The sequence below is a fragment of the Nocardia sp. XZ_19_385 genome, from assembly GCF_015355755.1.
Lineage (GTDB): Bacteria > Actinomycetota > Actinomycetes > Mycobacteriales > Mycobacteriaceae > Nocardia.
In genome coordinates this window covers 81,740-98,710 of sequence record NZ_JACVEE010000005.1, presented here as the reverse complement: position 1 = coordinate 98,710, position 16,971 = coordinate 81,740, and the positions used below count along the sequence as shown (strand labels likewise).

Here is a 16,971-nt window from a genome sequence, read left to right as displayed (position 1 = left end):
TATTTGATTCTAGACGACATGTCGGTGATCAGGTCCGCGGGACTGCGCGGTTTTCGCGCGGTCGTGGCCGAGCTCGGCGCCGACGCCGAGGAAATGGCCCTCGCGGTCGGACTGCCCGTCGCGGCCCTGGACGCCGACGACATCCTGGTCCCCGATCACGCCATGGCCGCAGTGCTGGAACTAGCCGCGCACCGCCTGAACTGTCCCGACCTGGGCCTGCGCATCGCCTACCGGCAGGACCTGGACATGCTCGGCCCGCTCGCGCTGGCCATCCGCAATTCACCCACCCTGGCCGACGCGCTGGAGTGCACCTCGCGCTATCTGTTCGTGCACGCGCGCTCATTGAGCCTCACCGTGGAACCCGACCCGTATGAGAACCGCGGCGTGGTCGCCCTGCGCTACGGCGTGCCGCCGGGCCAGCCGACGCCGGTGCAGGGCACCGATCTAGGCCTGGGCTTCCTGCACCGCACGATCCAGCGCCTGGCCGGGGACCGCTACGGTCTGCGCTCGGTCGAACTCCCCTATCGACCGCAGGCCCCGCTGCAGACCTACGAGGAATTCTTCGGCGCGCCGGTGCGTGTCGGCCGCCCCGCCGCCGTGCTCCGCGTGCCGGGCAACCTCACCGCCAAATCACTGACCGGCGGTGACGAGAACCTGCACCGCCTGGCCATCGCCTTCCTGGCCGAACAGTCCAGGCGCGCAGGCGTTTCCATCGTGCCCCAGGTGCAAACCGCCATCCAGCAGCTGCTCGGCACCACGCCACCCGAGATCGGCATCGTGGCAAAGCTGCTCACCTTGCACCCACGCACGCTGCAACGCCGACTCAGCGCCGAGGGCACAACATTCGCGGCGATCCTCGACGATGTCCGCCGCACCGAGGCCCGCCGCTACCTGACCACCACAGACATGCCGATGACCCAAATCGCCTCGCTACTAGGCCTTTCCGAGCAGGCCACCTTCACCCGCTGCTGTCGGCGCTGGTGGGGCAGCACACCCAGCGCCGTGCGCCGCGAGTCTTAGGAAGCGGTCTCGATTTTACGGACCGCGTCGACGAAAAGCTTCTGGAACGCGGCCTCGTCCAGCGAATCCTTGAGCGCGCTGGCGCGCACCACCACGGTGGTGCCGCGCAGCACGGCCATGCCTTGGTAGCCGACCGAGGTGAGCGGCTTGCCGGCGCCGACGGTCGAGATCGTGGTGGTGCGGAAGGCGATCGCGTCGATGCCCTTCAAGTCCGCTGGCGCACTGAGGTTTTCGGCCTTGGCGACGGTGCTGATCTGCTTGCCTTCGACCGAGCTGGTCACCGTGAGGTCACCGCAGCGCTTGTTGCCCTCGGCGATGGCCTGCAAGTCACCGGTGCGCCCGGCCACGAACTCGATGTACATGACACCGGATTTGGCGTCGGTGGCGGCCGCGACCGCCGAATCGGCGAGCAGCGCCTTGCTGGCGGTGCTGAGATCCTTTGTGGTGGCGGCACATTCCGCGGGGGTGAGCGTGGCGGTGTCCTGCAGGCCGGTCATGTCCGCGGCGGCCGCCTCCAGCTTGTCCTTCGGCACGTCGACTTTCTTTGCGCCGGCCGGGAATTCGTCCTGGGTCAGCAGTAACTGCTCGCGCGGCGTGCTCGGCGCCGCTGTACTGCCCTGCGACTTCGACTCGCTACAACCGGCCAGCAGCAGCGCCCCCGCCGCGATACCCGCCATCCACCGTGCACCCCGCAGATTGATCATGGCCGTCAGCATGCCAGCAGCCCACGGCCTCTCGCGAACCGGATCGACCCCATAGATTGAGGACACGGCCAAGGCGGCGCGAATCACCTCTAGGCACTGTCCTGGGCGGCCCCTAGACTTCTGCCGCGGATCCTGGCGTTCGCCGGGTGACGGGTAGCTGAGCCGGGTGCGATATGGGTGGCTGAGCCGGGTGAGGAAGGGGCCGGATGGACACGGTCAGAGAGGTTGCCGAGGAGGGTAAGCGGCTGATCGATCGGGCGTGGCTCGGTGAGTTGTCCCGCGACGAGGCGGTGCACCGATTCATCCAGGTCGGCGACGGCATGGTCTGCCCGGTGACAGCGCGCGAGATCATCGACGACGGTGTGCGCTGGCTGGATTCCAACGCCACCCGACTACGGATTCTCGGCTGGTGCGCATTGCTCGAATTACCGCTGTTCGGCGGCTTCGCGATTCTCGCCGTGCTGCTCGGCGATTTTCTGACCGCCACGCTTTCCATGCTGCTGCTGGTGGCGTTGCAACTCATCCACCGCAAGCTCATGCCGCATCCCACACCCGTTCGGAAGGTGCGCCGCGTCCGCCACTGAGCCGCATCATGTTTCGCGTATCGTCGAAAATGTGCCGGGCCTGCGACGAGCTGGACTGCTGCTGATCGTGCTCGTCTCCGTCCTCGGATTGGCGGGCGTGCCGGTCTACATCCATCCGCAGACCGATCCCCTGCGCCGCGCCGACGCCATCGTGGTGCTCGGCGGTACCGCCTACGAGCGCTTCGACATCGGCCTCGACCTGGCGCAGCAGGGGTACGCGCCGGAACTGCTGATCTCCCGATCCACCGGCAACGACGACACTCTGATGGACAAGTACTGCGCCGGGCAGTTCGACTTCACCGTGCACTGTTTCGTCCCCGACCCGTGGACCACCGACGGCGAGGCGCAGGAGATCCGCCGCCGTGCAGCGCGATTCGACTGGCGGCACATCATCGTGATCACCTACACCCCGCACGTCTCGCGCGCCCGCTACATCGTGTCCAAGTGTTTCGACGGGGAACTGACAATGGTGGCCAGCCCCAGCGAATTCGGTGTGAAGTTCTGGACCTGGATGTACATCCGCCAATCCGGCGGGTACATCCGCGCGTTCCTGCACCGCGGTTGCTGAACCCCGAGTGAAAACCGCTCGCTCCTCCTAGAGTGGGAGAGTTGCGAGTCCGGGGTGGACGGGGGGAAGACGCGTATCGATCAACGGCATTCCGCCGATCAAACAATTGCCGACGTCTGCAAATCCGGGCGGCCCTCGAACTCGCCGAAAAATGCCGGTACGGGCAGCGGAGCAAGCCGTGCCCTACTGGCTGCGGCGTAGGGAGGAACGCTGATGCGCATCGATGAGCTGGCCGCGGTCGCCGACGACGAGCTGACCGCCGACATCTGCGTAATCGGTTCCGGCCCCGCCGGTTCGACGCTCGCCGCGGAGCTCGCCGGGACGTCGCTGCGGGTACTCGTGCTGGAGAGCGGCGGGCTCGAATCCGCCGAAGCGGCCAACGCGCTGGACGATGTCGACAATGCGGGGGCGACCAGAGCCGGTTCGGGCCGGGTGGCGGGCGATCGGATCCTGGGCGGCAACTCGCACACCTGGAGCGGGCGCTGCGGACTGCTCGACCAGCTCGACTTCGACTGCCGCCCTTGGGTTCCCGGCTCCGGCTGGCCGATCACCGACCTCGATCCGTACCTGGAGCGCGCCGCGCGCCATATCGGGATCGGGCACGGCACCGGCTTCACCGACGACGCGTTCTGGGAGCTGTCCGGGCGGGCGCGCCCCCAGGAGTCGCTGGACCCGAGCTGGTTTCGCCCCTACTTCTGGCAGATCAGCCGCGACCCGGTCGACCCGTTCGACTGCAAGCGTTTCGGCAAGCATCTGAAAGACCTTGCCGCGCCGAATGTCCGGGTGCTGATCAACGCCACCGTCACCCATATCGACACCGATCCGGACGGCACGCGGGTGCGGTCTCTCCAGGTCGCGGATCCCAATCCCCGTACGGTGCGGGCCAAGTGGTTCGTGCTCGCCGCGGGCGGCATCACCAACCCGCGCCTGCTGCTGGCCTCGCGCCGGATCCGCCGGGAGGGCGTCGGCAACCGGCACGGCCTGGTCGGGCGCTACCTGATGGATCATCGCTGCGGTGCGGTCGGCGCGCTGGAACCCGCACAGGCCGCCGCGGCGCTGGACCGGTTCGGCAAGTACGTGGTGAAAAGCGCGCACGGCAAGCACACCTTTCTGCACGGCCTGGCCCTGTCCCCCGCTCTACAGCGTACGGAGAGGCTGCTGAACTGCGCTTTATGGCTGCAGGAGGTGCCCGCCGACGACGACCCGTGGGAGTCGGTGAAACAGCTGATGCGTGGGCGCGGCACCCGGCACGACGCGCGCGTGGCGCTCGCGAACTCCGGGCTGCTGCTGGCCGGCGCCCGGCGCCGGCTCATCCAGCATGCCGGGCTGCCGCACAAGCTGGACCGAATCGAGTTGCGCTGCATGGTCGAACAGGTCCCCGACCCTGACAGCCGGGTCACTCTGAGTGACCGCGTCGACCGGCTCGGGGTGCCGCTGGCGCGGATCGACTGGCGGGTGCACGAGCAGGAGGACACCACGGTGCGGCGGGCGGCCGCGCTGGCGGTGGAGGAGTTCGCGCGGCTCGGCTACGCGAAACCGGCGCTCTACGACTGGGCGCGGGTCGGCAGCACACTCTCGACGCAGCTCACCGACTGGGCGCACCCGACCGGGACCACCCGCATGGCGGCGCGGCCGGAAGCCGGCGTCGTCGACACCGACTGCCGGGTGCACGGGGTCGAAAACCTCTATCTCGCAGGCAGTTCGGTGTTCCCGACGACCGGGCACGCGAATCCGACGCTGACCCTCGTCGCGCTCGCGGTGCGGCTGGCGGACACACTGCGCGCTGCGGCCTGAGAGGCGAGGTGAGCGGATAGTGTCCGGAGTATGGCTCAGCCGACGAACGAACCGCACCCGCACGAGCCGCACGCCGAAGGGCTGTCGTCGCGGCTGAACTGGCTGCGCGCGGGCGTCCTCGGCGCGAACGACGGCATCGTCTCCACCGCCGGTCTGGTGGTCGGCGTAGCCGCGGCGACCACCACTACCTCGGCGATCCTCACCGCCGGCGTCGCCGGACTCAGCGCGGGGGCGATCTCCATGGCGGTCGGCGAGTACGTCTCCGTCAGCACCCAGCGCGATTCCGAACGCGCCCTGCTCGCCAAGGAAGCCCGCGAGATCGAAGAGGAGCCCGAGACCGAGCTCGAGGAACTGGCGGGCATCTACGCGGCCAAGGGCCTGACCCCCGAGACCGCGCGCAAGGTCGCCGCGGAACTCACCGCGCACGACGCGTTCACCGCGCACGCGGAAGCCGAATTGGGTTTGGACCCAGAGGCTCTCACCAATCCCTGGCAGGCGGCGGCGTCCTCGGCGGTGTCGTTCACGCTCGGCGCACTGCTGCCGCTACTGGCGATTCTGCTGCCCCCGGTGCATTTACGCATTCCGGTGACCTTCGTCGCGGTGCTGATCGCCTTGGCTCTGACCGGTTCGGTGAGCGCCCGGCTAGGCGGCAGCGACCGCAACCGGGCGGTGCTGCGAGTAGTCGCCGGTGGCGCGCTGGCCATGGCCGTGACCTACGGAATCGGGCAACTGGCAGGACTTTCCGGAATCTGACGGCACCGTTTCCGTCGCCGGCGAGCGGGTACCCGTCAATCGAGTTCGAGACCACCGCTACGACCCAGCACCGGGTTGGGAGCCCCGTGGCGCCGGGCCGCCACGCCGGAGATATCGAGCGGTGGCGGCGAACCGGTGACGCACCCATAGCCGCCGGAGGTGATGAGCCATGTCGGAGGAACTGAGAGAACGAGACGATGAGAGCACCGCTTACGAACTCGTCTCAGGAATGTCGGAACTGACGGCACTGCTGCTGTCCACCCGCGATATCGAGTCCTCACTACGGGATCTGGCCGCCGTCGCATCCAAGATGCTGCCCGGCAAACCGATGGCCGGAGTCTCCATCAGACGCGCCGGTGACACCGTGACGGTCGGCGCGACCGGCGCCGAGGCATCCCGGGTAGACGAGATCCAATTCCAGCAGCAGAGCGGCCCATGCCTGGAGGCGATGAACAGCGCGGAACCGGTGCTGGTGCCCGATGTCGCGCAGGAGCGACGCTGGGGCGACTATCCGGCGCGGGTGATGGCGCACGGGATTCGCTCCATCTACTCGCAGCCGCTGCTCGCCAACGGCACACCGATCGGCGCGCTCAACCTGTACGCGACCACCCCGAACGGTTTCGACGAACAGACCCGCTGGGCAATCCGCCTGACCGGCGAGCACACCAGCGTGCTGCTGACGACGGCGCTGGCGGTGGCCCGCCAAAACGACCGCACCGCGCAGTTGCGCGCCGCCCTCGCGTCCAGATCCCTGATCGATCAAGCTCTCGGCATCGTTATGGGCCAGCGCGGCTGCACCCGGGCGCAGGCGTTCGAGATCCTGCGCAACGCCTCGCAGAATCGCAACGTCAAATTGGCCGAGATCGCGCGCGGCATCATCCGTACCGTCACGGGCGCCGAACCCGAGGGCCAACCGCACTTCGGCGAAGGCATCGGACAATAGTGCGGTTTACCTCCCTGATCGGCTGACCACGTGGTTAGAATTCGAGTCCTCTCCGAGTCCCGAAGCGCGGCTCACCATCGTGATCACCAACGACTCTGGAGGACACCCATGCCCTTTCTCGACCGCCGCGACGCGGGCCGACGCCTCGTGGAACGCCTGCGCGCGTTCCGCGGGGACGACGTGGTCGTGCTCGCAGTGCCGTGCGGCGGAGTCGAGGTCGCCTACGAGGTGGCGACCGCGCTGCGCGTACCGCTGGATGTCGCGGTCGTGCGCAAACTGGGAGTGCCGTTTCAGGCGCCGCTGATCTTCGGGGCCATCGGCGAGGATCAGGTGCGCATCATCGACGACGAGCCCCTGGTCCGTGCCTTCGTTTCCGAGAAAGAGGGCCAGCGGGTGCTGCGGGCGGAGCGAGAAGAGCTGGCGCGCAAGGTACTTGCCTACCGCAAAGGGCGTGACCGGATCGGTTTGGCGGGCAAGACCGCCGTGATCGTCGACGACGGCGTCACCACCGGCGCCACCGCGCAGGCCGCGTGCGCGAGCGCCCGGGAGCGGGGCGCGGTCCGCATCGTCTACGCGGTGCCGGTCGGCTCGTGCCGGCCGATCCGGCATCTGTCCGGGTTGGTCGACAATGTGGTCTGCCTCGAGACACCGGAGCTGTTCCACTCCATCGGCCAGTGGTACGGGGATTTCGACGAGGTCGCCGACGATCAGGTCGTGGACCTGCTCGATCGGGCGAACAACCGCTGGTTACAGACACGCAGGATCGATACCGGGCCGCCGGGCGAATCCCGGTCCGGCCGGCACCGCGTGCGATGAGGGCGCGGTGCCTGATGCCCTGACCGGCGCTCGCGGGCCGATCTGTTCGGGCGTAAGCTACAAACATTCTCCGAGTCCAGCAGCGCGGCTCGACCCGTGGCGCAATTGACTCAGGAGGTCCCGTAGATGCCATTCCACGATCGCCGTGACGCCGGACGGCGACTTGTCGAGCGGCTACGAGGATTCCGCGGTCCCGATGTAGTGGTGCTGGCCGTCCCGCGCGGCGGTGTACCGGTGGCCTACGAGGTGGCTACCGCCCTGGGTGTGCCGATGGAAGTCGAAGTGGTGCGCAAACTTCGAGTGCCGTTCCAGCCCGGCCTGGTATTCGGCGCGATCGGCGCCCACGAGGTGAAGGTCATCGACGAACCGATCCTGTTGCGCGCCTTCGTTTCCGACCCGGAACGCCTGCGCGTGGAACGCGAAGCCCGTAACACCCTGTCCCGCAGCATCCTGCGCTACCGGGGCGAGCGCACCCCGGCCCGCTTGGACGGCAAAACCGCCGTTATCGTCGACGACGGCGTAGCCACCGGCGCCACCGCCCGCGCCGCGATCGAGGTAGCCCGCTCCCGCGGCGCCGATCGCGTCGTCCTCGCCGTCCCCGTCGGCTCCCCGCGCGCCATCCGCAGCCTCAGCCGCGCCGCCGACAACGTCGTCTGCCTGGAAACTCCGGCCCTGTTCCACTCCATCGCCCAGTGGTATCAGCGTTTCGACGACGTCACCGACGCCACCGTCCTCGAACTACTCACCCGGTCCACCCCACCCACCCCACCGGCTGCTCTCCCGCAGACCGACCCGGTCCTGTAGTCGCGCGAGCCACCTAGGGCAGTGCCGCATCCGGTCAGAGATTGCCGCGCAGGTCCTGCTCATGTTCGATCGCCTGGAACAGGGCGGCGAAATTGCCGACACCGAAACCTTGCGAGCCGTGCCGCTCGATGAGTTCGAAGAACCCCGTCGGCCGGTCTTGCACGGGGCGGGTCAGGATCTGAAGCAAGTGGCCGTGGTCGTCGCGATCGACCAGTGCGCCATGCTCTTCGAGCACCGCGATCGGTGTGGTGATCGGCCCCATGCGGTCGCGCAGTCCGGGGTCCGCGTAGTACGCGGGCGGAGTCGGCAGAAATTCCACACCGGAGGCTCGCATACCGTTGATCGCACCCAGAATGTCGTTGGTGGCCAACGCAATATGCTGGACGCCGGGGCTGCCGTAGAAGCGCAGAAACTCGTCGACTTGACTGTCGCGTTCGGATTTCGCGGGCTCGACGACGGGGATCTTCACTTGCCGCCGCGGATCGGCGACAACCCGGGAGCGCAGCGCCGAATACTTCGTCGAGATCTCCCCGTCGACGAATTCCGCCATGGTTCCGAAGCCCAGCACCCGCCGGTAGAAATCCACCCACTCGTCCATTCGGCCGGCTTCGACCGCGGCCACACAGTGGTCGACGGTGTGGAAGTATCCGGCCCCGGAACCGGCCACCGTGATCGATCTCGGCAGGTATCCGGGCAGGTGCAGGCCCCGATAGCGGGTCCGATCGACGAAAGTGTCGCGCACCCGCCCATAGGCCGCGATCGTCGCCAGCATGACCGTGCCGTCCCCGTCACCGACCTGGTGCGGTTCGACCAAACCGTGGGCGCCCTGGGCTATCGCGTGTTCGTAGGCAGCACCGACATCGGACACCTCCAGCCCGACATCGACCACACCGTCACCGTGCTCGTGGATGTGCTCACCGAGTTCGGTGCCGGCCCGGGTGGGGCCGGTGACCACGAAGCGAACCGCGTTGGACCGCAACACATATGAGCACTCGTCCGGGCTGCCGGTCTGCGGGCCACGGTAGGCGACCACCGACATTCCGAAGGCGCTGGCGAAGAAGTGCGCGGACTGCCAGGCATTGCCCACCGCGAACACGATCGCGTCGAAACCGCTGACCGTGAACGGCTGGTCCGACGTCGTGATCGCGGTGGCAGTATCGGTCGCGGCGGTCAAGCGTTCGCGAGCAGGTCGGCTACCGGGTCCGCGGCGGGGCTGGTGTAGAACCGCCCGATGACCTCGGCCCACAAAGCAGCTGAAATCTCACCGCTGCCCGTGTGATCCAGGGTGTCGAACATCGCCGCCGACTTCTCGGCATCGAACCCGACGAGCCGCATGTAGTTCAGGTACTCGGCACGATCGACCATGCCATCGCCATCGCGATCGCAGATCGCGGCCACCGACTCCGCATACGGCCGGAGGTAGCTCGCATAGGCCTCGGGGTCCCGGACCGAGTCGGCATACTCTTCGAAACTCACCACTCCATCGTTATTGGCGTCGGCGTGCGCGAGCAGCCCCTGCCAGTACCCCAGGTGCGACGCCAGCACCGCCTGAGCGCGCGGGGAACCCGCCGGTTCCGCCAGGCCGGTGATGATGCGGTCGGCCAAGGAACGAAAGTCTGATTCCCCGAGAACACCGTTGCCATCTGTGTCGAGAAGGTCGAACCGGACGCGGATTCTGCTCATCGCGGCGTCGTTGGCGACTGTCTTGCTCATGTTGCGTCAACCCTTCTTCCGAAGTGTGAAGCAGGCCACAGCAACGTTCAGCGTACGTCATTCTCGGCCACCCCGCGCACGCCGATGCCGGCCGACGGGCCCGGTGCCCGTCGGCCGGCATCTTTCCGACCAGGTCAGCGTTTGAAGGCATCCCTCAGTTTGTCCACGGCACGCTTGAGGTTGCCGCGGGACTGATCTCGGCGCCCCTCCGCCTCGAGGCGGCGATTGCTCGTCGCCTGTCCGAGGAATTTCTTGACTTTGCCTGTGGTCGCCTGGATTTGATGCTGGAACCGGTTTTCCCGTCGCGGGCCGGAGCCCGGGGGACGGTCGTTAAACCCTGACATCGCGCAACCTTTTAGTAATAGTGTCGGCGCCCGCCGACCGGACGGCCGACCGAGCCTGCGATCAGCAGCACCAGGCCGATGATCAGCACGATGATGCCTGCCGTTGTGAGCAGTGGAATTCCGAGCAGCCAACCGACTACCAGAAGTACCAGTCCAAGAACAATCATGGTTCTTTCCCTTTCTCGACGATCGAACGCTGATCGTCAGGCTTTTGTGACGTCCACCGAACCGCGGGACTTGGGCATGAAGCGGTTCATGCTCCACACCGGTTTCGTCTCGGTATGCGGTGTTGCCGCAGATTGCGGCTCGGTGGCACGTTGAGCAGCCGCGACTTCCCGGCGCGACTGCCGCAGTTCCCGGCGAGTGGCCCGGCTGCGCGATGATGCCCGCACGGCGCCGGCCAGCAGCAGAGCTAGTCCGAGCATCCCGACGGCCCCGACAACGATGCCGTAGAGGAACAGCTCACCGGCCGAGGCCGTGAAGCTGTAATCGAATACTTCGAATTTTCCTGTCGAGGCGTCGAATTCGCCGCTGTTCGCCGCCACACCGGCGGCGCCGACGATGACCGCCGCGATCAGGACGAGCAGCCCGATGAGAATGATCATGACAATCCCGTGGTCGCTGGAGTGTGCATTACACAGGAAGCTATTCCCGGCAAATACGAACCCAAACAACGTTTCGACCAGCCGTTTTTCTGTTAGCCGGGTTTTGCCCGGCCCAGATCCAGCCGGCGGGTGACCCGATCCACCACGTCCGGCGGCATCCCCGGCTCCCGGCGCGCGGCCAGCGCCTCGTGCCGGCCGGCCTCGACGATCTCCTCGCGCACCTTGCGCATCACCTGCATGTCCTGCATCGCCTGCGCCCGGGCGTCCTCTTCGTCGGCGGCCTGCGGGTCGGCGCGCGCCATGCGCTGCCGGAACTGCTCGCGCATGCCCTCGTAGAGTTCATCGGGCAGATTCTCGCTCGCGGCAAGCTCTTTCAGCTTGGTCATCTGGGCGCGCATCACCCGCTCCCACAGCGCCCGTTCGAGTTCCCGTTCCGCTCGGGTGTCGGCGTGCACGCCGGTGAGCCGCACCACCAGCGGCAGCGTCGGCCCTTGCACCAACAGGGTGAACAGCACGACCGCGAAGGCGGTGAACAGGATCTCGGTGCGTCCGGGGAACTGCGCGCCGGCATCGGTGAGCAGCGGAATGGCCAGCGCCAGAGCGACACTCGCGACGCCACGCATTCCCGCCCACCAGGTGACGATGGTTTCGCGCCAGGTGTAGGGCTCGTCGGCGTCGAGGCGCCGCCACCAGCCCTGGCCGATCGCCCAGGTGGCCATCAGCCAGACCAGCCGCAGGACGACCACCACCGCGATCACTGCGCCCGCGACTCCGAGCAACCGCGGCCAATCGTGCCCGGTGGCCTCCAGCACCGTGCCCAACTCCAGGCCGATCAGGCCGAAAGCGAAACCGGCCAGCAGCATTTCGGTGATCTCCCAGAACGAATCCCCGACCAGCCGGTAGTCGCGATCGCCGATATCGGTGACGGCGTCGGTCAGATACAGCGCGCACACCAGCACCGCGAGCACCCCGGACCCTTGCCACGCCTCGGCGAACCCATAGGCGGCGAAGGGCAGCAGCAGGCTGAGAGCAACCTGCCAGGACGCTTCCTCCAGATACTCGGTCAATTTCGTACCAGCCCAGCCCAATACCAGCCCGACCAGCACGGCGACGACCGCGGAGACCACGAACTCGCCCGCCGCGTGCGCGGTGGAGAAGTGTCCGGTCACGACCGCCTGGATGGCGACGCTGTAGATGACGATGGCGGTGGCGTCGTTGAACAACCCCTCCCCATCGAGCACCACGACCAATCGGCGCGGCAAGCCCAACCGGCTCGCCAGCGCGGTCGCCGCGATCGGATCCGGTGGCGCGACAATCGCGCCCAGCGCGATCGCCGCCGCGATCGGCACGCCCGGATACCAATGGTGGAACACCGCGGCCACCGCCACGGCCGTCGCCGCCACCAACCCGACCGCCCGCAGCGCGATCGGCGCCCAGTTCTCGGCGAACTGCTGCCAGGAGGTCCGGCGCGCGGCCGCGTACAGCAGCGGCGGCAACACCAGCGGCAGAATCAGATGCGGTGGGAGGTGAATGCGCGGGGCCATCGGAATCAACGCCACCACGCACCCGAACAGCGTCATCAGGACCGGTGATGCGACTCCGATCCGCCGTGCCAGCGGCTCGGCCAGAATCGTCGCGAACAGCAGCGTGAACATCAGCACCAACTGGTCCATGACCGACCAGTCTGCGGTGCTCAGCCCCGTTTTCCACCCAGCCGCGCCGACAACACCTCCGGTAGGTGCTGGTTCGGCGTGGGCGGGGTAGTTTGGTGCGCACCGAGCGCGGCCGAGACTTATTGGCAGACAACGTGAATGGGGGCGTAGTGCTGGAGATCTTCGACGACGGCTTCGCGGCGGATCCGTGGCCGGTGCTGGATCGGCTGCGCCGCGACGGCGGCGTGCATCGGGTGCGCACGCCCGACGGTCCCCCGGCCTGGCTGGTGACCGGGTATGCCGATGTGCGCGCGGGTCTGCGCGATGACCGGCTGGCCACCAGCACCAGCTATGCCGGCACGCGGGACTATCGCGGGTTCACGGTGCCCCCCGCCTTCGGCGTGCTGTTCGATACCGAACCCGAAGAACACACGCGGCTCCGGCGAGTGCTCACTGCGGAACTGTCGCCCCGCAGTCTGGACGAGTGGGCCGGGCGGACGCCCGAACTGCTCGAATCACTGCTGAAAGATCTGGATTCGGCGGGCCCGGTCGATCTGGTCGAGCGGCTCGCCGTCCCGCTGCCCGCCGCGGTGCTCGGCGAACTCCTCGGCTTGGCCGGACCGGACCGCGAAGCGCTACTGGCGTGGGCGAATTCGACGCTGCTGCCCGCGGCCGGTGCGCCGCTGCGGCAGGCCCGCGAAACCCTCCAGACGATGGGCGCCATCGTTACCGGGACCATCGAGCGCACCCGGACCGCCGACTCCGTGCTCGGCCGGCTCGTCGCAGCCCACGATCGCGGTGAGATGAGCGCCGAGGAGTTGCAGGGTGTGCTCTTCTATCTCCTGTTCGTCTGGTACGAGGTGCTGGCAGATCTGGTGGCGGGCGCGATCCTCGCCTTGTTGACCAACCCCGGCCAGGTTCCGTTGCTGCGCGCCGCCCCCGATCGCGCCGTTGACGAACTGCTCCGCTACCTCTCCCCGCAAGTTCTGGCGACCCCCCGATTCGCCACCGCCGACCTGCAATTGGGCCGCTACAGCATCGGCGCGGGGCAGACAGTGCTGTTCTGTCTGGCCGCCGCGAACCACGACCCGGCGAAGTTCGACGCGCCCAGCACCCTGGATCTGGCCCGCAAACGCAACCCCCACCTCGGCCTGGGCCACGGCCCGCACGCCTGCCTGGGCACCGCCCTGATCCGCACCGTCACGGCGGCGACCCTCGACTACGTCTGTACCCGCTGGCCCGCAACGACATTGACCACGGAGTCCTCGGAAATCCCGTGGCGATCGGGTTTCCGGCACCGGGGGCCACTCACCCTGCCGGTGCGGCTGGCGTGAAGCGCGCTACCCGAGGTGCGGCAGCCCGAGGCTCGCAGGTTGCGGACGTCGCTGCCAGATCGGCGCCCACTCCCACCAGGTCACGCACCGCCACAACCACTCCACCGGCCCGAACCGCAACCACCGCAGCCACAGGGCGCTGAATACCGTCTGCAGCAGGATGATCGCGACGGCCAGAAGTAGCAGCGCCCCATAGCTATTCGAGTCCAGCAAGGCATCGGCCACGAGAATCAGCACCGTCGCACCGAGATAGTTGCTCAGCGCCATCCGCCCCATCGGCCGCAACACCGCGCCGAGAAGTTCGCCGAAGCTGGTGCGCAGCAACAGCAGCAGCCCCGTCGTGTAAGCCAGCGCACCGAGCAAACCCGCGACCGCGGGCGCCGAACTGGCCAGATCCAGGTACGAGGTCCGGAACTCCCACTTCCCCGCCAGCACCGCCGCGGGCAAGGCCAGCGCGAACACCATCGCCACGAGCCAGGCGCGCTCGCGCAGCACCTCGACGATCCTGAACCGGGCCCCGGCCATCCCGAGCAGGAAAAGCCCAGGGACAAGGCCGAATCCATCGCCGAGCAGCACCGCCGCCCCCGCGGTGGCCGCGAGTCCGGCGGCCAGCACGACCCACCGCGGCAACCCGGCGGCAGGCAGCAGAATCACCAATCCCGCCAGGGCATAAGGCAATAGCGCCTCCCCCGGCTGAAACAGCTGGTGGACCAACCCGAGCACCCCCAGCGCCACAACCCTGCGCAGCAGAACCAGCCACGGCTGCTCCGCCCGCGCCGTGGCACGGTCGGCGACCATCGAAAAGCTCACCCCGAACAGCACGGCGAAGATCGGCAGGAAACATCCCTCCGCCACCACCGCCAGCAGTTGCCGCATCGGATCCAGCACCCCGGGCGCCACCGTTGCCGGCACGCCGGTCACTCGCCACGTCTGCGCGATCACCGCACCGCCCACCGCGAACCCGCGCACCGCATCCAGCTCCGGGACTCGCGCCCAGCCGTCGTGATCACCCGCCATAGCTGCACGCTATCGAGCACCAGCCGGGCTCTGCCGCATTTGTCCGGCGATGTCGCCCGCTAATGACCGCCCTCGGTCAGGCCTGCGGCGTAGTCACCAGCGCCGGCGGATGTAGCGGGTGGCCGGACGATTCGAGGGCCGGGTCGCCGTCGGGTTGGGGCGGAGGTGGTTGCCCCAGGGGGCGGGAGCCGGGCGGGTGAGGCGGCGTTCGGGCTTCTTGGCGGAGAAGCGGCGCCACCACATCGGGTTCAACGCGCTGCCCAGGGGGCGAGGAGCTGGACGGCGGGCCAGCCGAAGTCTTCGGTGTTTCCTTCCTCGACGAACCAGAGCCAGTTCTGGACGGCGCGGACCAGGGTCCAGGCGCGGGCGCGGTCCGGGTCGAGGGCGGCGATTTCGGCGATGGCGGCGAGGCGATAGTCCAGGGTGCCGGGGTCGAGGCGGTTCCAGAGCAGGGACAGCATGGTGAATTCGACGTCGCCGATCAGGGGTTGCGGGTCGATCACCAGCCAGGGTTCCCGGCGGCCGGCGAGCACGTTCTCATAGTGCAGATCCTCGTTGACCAGCAGCCGGTCCGCGGTCGGGCCGAGCTGGGCACAGACGTCGACGGCGGCGTCCAGGAGCCGGCGGGGCAGGGGCTGCCCTAGTCGGTGCCAGTCTTTCGGCAGTTCCTCGACCCAGCGCGCGGCTTCCAGGCGCAGATCGCGGGAGATGGTGGGCGGCGCAGGAATGGCCAAGCGGCGCAGCAGCTCCGATATGGTGCGAACGGCGGCGCCGAGCGGCTCGGTTTCCAGCGAGCGGTCCGGGTCGAGCCGTTCGAGCAGCATCGCGCCGTGCTCGAGGTCGCTGTCGAACAGTAGGACGGCGCCGTCACCCAGCCAGGCCCGCAGGGCCAGCGGTTCGTCGCGCGTCTCCGGGCCGATATAGCCGAGTTTGAGCACCGCCTCCCGGCCGTCGCGGGTGGTCACCGGCAGCACCACGCCGGCGTAGCCGTGCATGGGCACCCGCCCATCGGGTTTCAGCTGCCACAACTCGACGCAGTGCTCGACCAGCCCGGGCAAACTGTCCAGCCACACCCGGCCCGGGTCACCCGCCATTCGGACCAGCCGCCGTGCGAAGAACTCCGGAACATCGATCACCCTTCAACGATCCCAGCCGCGTCCACCGATTTTCGGGACCGGCTCCAGGCGTCCCCGTCAGTCAGCGTGTTCGCGGCGGCATCGAGGTGCCGAGGGGCGGCTCAGCGCGGGATGTGGCGGCAGGCGCGGATGGGTGCGGGCGGCCGCAGGTCACCGGCTTCCGCGCGCGGTGCGTGCAGCCGCTGCTGCCAAGGGTGCGCGCCGGTGAGACGGGGCGAGCGGGCAGCGTGGTCGGGCAAGGGCGGCGGCGGGGCGTGGCATAGTCGCCCCGCCCGCCATAGCAGGAAGAGCAGCAGGGCGATGAGGACCTGTCGGATCGGGGTCCAGCGTTCGCGCGATGCGGCTGCCATATGTCCGGTCACCTCGGTGGGGGGAAGAAGGGAAGGGGAGGCAGGTGCAACTCCGGCAGCAGCGGCGGCGGAGGCGGCGGAGGCGGAGGCGGCTCGTAGACCGGCTCGGGCGGTGGCGGCGGCGGCTCGTATTGGGGGACGTACTGCGGTTCCGGGACAAACTCCGGCGCTACCGGTTCCGGCGGGGGCGGCGGGGCGTCAGGTGCGGGCGGCGGGCCCGGAACCGGCGCGGGCGGCGCGGGCGGCGCACCGGCGACCGAGGGCGGCGGCGGGGTGCACGCGAAGCTGCCGTCAGGCAGGAAGCCCCAGCGTTTGGCGATGCCCGCTTGGGAGCAGTCCTCCCCCACCGGCTTTCCGTTCGGCCCCAGTTTCACGGCGCTGCAGTTCCAATTGCCGCGCAGCATCTCCCAGCGGGCCTGGACGCCACCGGCCGAGCAGTCGTCGCCGACCTGCCGGGCGGGGAACGGTGGAGCCGGGGGCGGTGCGACGGTCGGCGAACTGGGAGCGGCGGAGTAGCTGGCGGACCGTGCGGCGTCGTCCGCGGGTTCCTCCGAGCGCATGGTCATGGCAACGGCGACGACCACCGCGGCACCGGCCGCCAGTGCGGCCGCGATCGACAGCACGCGAGTGTTATCGCGCCGGTCGTCTCTCGGTCCGGGATCGCCTTCGGATGCCACCTTCGTACCGCCTTCTCTGTGGAAACAGGGAACACCGTCACGAATAGCTGATCTTCTGGGAGGCTACCGGAAGTTAGCTGAAATCTCAGCAACCTTTGACATACGGTATTTTCGCAGTTCAAAGCCGCACTGTTGAGTTGTCTAATTATTTGCTGAA

At 68.3% G+C, this 16,971-nt stretch carries 21 protein-coding genes; 9 read left to right on the top strand and 12 right to left on the bottom strand.

Annotation, left to right across the window (positions count from 1 at the left end; genetic code table 11):
- The first annotated feature begins 18 nt into the window (after nucleotides 1-18).
- Nucleotides 19-1,020, top strand: a complete 1,002-nt coding sequence (locus IBX22_RS32560) for an AraC family transcriptional regulator (protein ID WP_194819642.1) — start codon at nucleotides 19-21, stop codon at nucleotides 1,018-1,020.
- Here the strand turns inward: IBX22_RS32560 and IBX22_RS32555 are convergent.
- Nucleotides 1,017-1,724, bottom strand: a complete 708-nt coding sequence (locus IBX22_RS32555) for a hypothetical protein (RefSeq protein WP_194819641.1) — start codon at nucleotides 1,722-1,724, stop codon at nucleotides 1,017-1,019. The genes IBX22_RS32560 and IBX22_RS32555 overlap by 4 nt on opposite strands.
- A 206-nt stretch (nucleotides 1,725-1,930) precedes the next feature.
- Here IBX22_RS32555 and IBX22_RS32550 point away from each other — a divergent pair, with 206 nt between their 5' ends.
- From IBX22_RS32550 to IBX22_RS32520, 7 genes are all read left to right on the top strand, one after another.
- Nucleotides 1,931-2,308, top strand: a complete 378-nt coding sequence (locus IBX22_RS32550) for a hypothetical protein (protein WP_194819640.1) — start codon at nucleotides 1,931-1,933, stop codon at nucleotides 2,306-2,308.
- A 31-nt stretch (nucleotides 2,309-2,339) separates the two neighbouring features.
- Nucleotides 2,340-2,876 (top strand): YdcF family protein, encoded by a 537-nt coding sequence (locus IBX22_RS32545; RefSeq protein ID WP_194819639.1) that lies wholly within the window; start codon nucleotides 2,340-2,342, stop codon nucleotides 2,874-2,876.
- Nucleotides 2,877-3,089: 213 nt separating this feature from the next.
- A complete protein-coding gene (locus tag IBX22_RS32540) occupies nucleotides 3,090-4,670 on the top strand; it encodes an FAD-dependent oxidoreductase (protein WP_194819638.1) in 1,581 nt (526 codons plus the stop codon).
- 30 nt (nucleotides 4,671-4,700) lie between these two features.
- Complete coding sequence (locus IBX22_RS32535) at nucleotides 4,701-5,423, top strand: VIT family protein (protein WP_194819637.1); 723 nt, start codon at nucleotides 4,701-4,703, stop codon at nucleotides 5,421-5,423.
- A gap of 169 nt (nucleotides 5,424-5,592) precedes the next feature.
- The gene (locus IBX22_RS32530) at nucleotides 5,593-6,366 is read left to right on the top strand and encodes a GAF and ANTAR domain-containing protein (RefSeq protein WP_194819636.1); all 774 of its coding nucleotides are present in this window, start codon (nucleotides 5,593-5,595) and stop codon (nucleotides 6,364-6,366) included.
- Between the two features lie 108 nt (nucleotides 6,367-6,474).
- Entirely contained in the window at nucleotides 6,475-7,182 is a 708-nt protein-coding gene (locus IBX22_RS32525; RefSeq protein ID WP_194819635.1) for a phosphoribosyltransferase, read from the top strand.
- A 126-nt stretch (nucleotides 7,183-7,308) separates the two neighbouring features.
- Nucleotides 7,309-7,986: a phosphoribosyltransferase gene (locus IBX22_RS32520; RefSeq protein ID WP_194819634.1), complete on the top strand. Its 678-nt coding sequence runs from the start codon at nucleotides 7,309-7,311 to the stop codon at nucleotides 7,984-7,986.
- A 34-nt stretch (nucleotides 7,987-8,020) separates the two neighbouring features.
- Here IBX22_RS32520 and hppD read toward each other — a convergent pair whose 3' ends face one another.
- The 6 genes from hppD to IBX22_RS32490 form a co-directional block, all read right to left on the bottom strand.
- The gene (gene hppD / locus IBX22_RS32515) at nucleotides 8,021-9,160 is read right to left on the bottom strand and encodes a 4-hydroxyphenylpyruvate dioxygenase (protein ID WP_194819633.1); all 1,140 of its coding nucleotides are present in this window, start codon (nucleotides 9,158-9,160) and stop codon (nucleotides 8,021-8,023) included.
- Nucleotides 9,157-9,669 (bottom strand): EF-hand domain-containing protein, encoded by a 513-nt coding sequence (locus IBX22_RS32510; RefSeq protein ID WP_228540016.1) that lies wholly within the window; start codon nucleotides 9,667-9,669, stop codon nucleotides 9,157-9,159. The genes hppD and IBX22_RS32510 overlap by 4 nt, the downstream gene beginning before the upstream one ends.
- 164 nt (nucleotides 9,670-9,833) lie before the next feature.
- Nucleotides 9,834-10,043, bottom strand: coding sequence for a CsbD family protein (locus IBX22_RS32505; RefSeq protein WP_194819631.1), 210 nt, complete (start codon nucleotides 10,041-10,043; stop codon nucleotides 9,834-9,836).
- 11 nt (nucleotides 10,044-10,054) lie between these two features.
- Complete coding sequence (locus IBX22_RS32500; protein ID WP_194819630.1) at nucleotides 10,055-10,210, bottom strand: DUF6131 family protein; 156 nt, start codon at nucleotides 10,208-10,210, stop codon at nucleotides 10,055-10,057.
- Nucleotides 10,211-10,246: 36 nt separating this feature from the next.
- Nucleotides 10,247-10,648, bottom strand: a complete 402-nt coding sequence (locus IBX22_RS32495) for a hypothetical protein (protein WP_194819629.1) — start codon at nucleotides 10,646-10,648, stop codon at nucleotides 10,247-10,249.
- A 92-nt stretch (nucleotides 10,649-10,740) separates the two neighbouring features.
- A complete protein-coding gene (locus tag IBX22_RS32490; protein ID WP_194819628.1) occupies nucleotides 10,741-12,321 on the bottom strand; it encodes a Na+/H+ antiporter in 1,581 nt (526 codons plus the stop codon).
- Nucleotides 12,322-12,443: 122 nt separating this feature from the next.
- Here IBX22_RS32490 and IBX22_RS32485 point away from each other — a divergent pair, with 122 nt between their 5' ends.
- Nucleotides 12,444-13,634 carry a cytochrome P450 gene (locus IBX22_RS32485; RefSeq protein ID WP_194819627.1) on the top strand — a complete coding sequence of 397 codons (1,191 nt, stop codon included), beginning with the start codon at nucleotides 12,444-12,446 and terminating at the stop codon, nucleotides 13,632-13,634.
- A gap of 6 nt (nucleotides 13,635-13,640) precedes the next feature.
- Here the strand turns inward: IBX22_RS32485 and IBX22_RS38180 are convergent, their stop codons facing one another.
- The 5 genes from IBX22_RS38180 to IBX22_RS32460 all read right to left on the bottom strand — a co-directional run bounded on the left by IBX22_RS38180 (nucleotide 13,641) and on the right by IBX22_RS32460 (nucleotide 16,814).
- Nucleotides 13,641-14,651 (bottom strand): DUF418 domain-containing protein, encoded by a 1,011-nt coding sequence (locus IBX22_RS38180; RefSeq protein ID WP_194819626.1) that lies wholly within the window; start codon nucleotides 14,649-14,651, stop codon nucleotides 13,641-13,643.
- A 93-nt stretch (nucleotides 14,652-14,744) separates the two neighbouring features.
- The gene (locus IBX22_RS32475) at nucleotides 14,745-14,903 is read right to left on the bottom strand and encodes a hypothetical protein (RefSeq protein WP_194819625.1); all 159 of its coding nucleotides are present in this window, start codon (nucleotides 14,901-14,903) and stop codon (nucleotides 14,745-14,747) included.
- Complete coding sequence (locus tag IBX22_RS32470) at nucleotides 14,900-15,787, bottom strand: aminoglycoside phosphotransferase family protein (protein ID WP_194819624.1); 888 nt, start codon at nucleotides 15,785-15,787, stop codon at nucleotides 14,900-14,902. The genes IBX22_RS32475 and IBX22_RS32470 overlap by 4 nt, the downstream gene beginning before the upstream one ends.
- Nucleotides 15,788-15,888: 101 nt before the next feature.
- A complete protein-coding gene (locus tag IBX22_RS32465) occupies nucleotides 15,889-16,137 on the bottom strand; it encodes a hypothetical protein (RefSeq protein ID WP_194819623.1) in 249 nt (82 codons plus the stop codon).
- A gap of 8 nt (nucleotides 16,138-16,145) precedes the next feature.
- Entirely contained in the window at nucleotides 16,146-16,814 is a 669-nt protein-coding gene (locus IBX22_RS32460; RefSeq protein ID WP_194819622.1) for a hypothetical protein, read from the bottom strand.
- Between the last annotated feature and the right edge of the window lie 157 nt (nucleotides 16,815-16,971).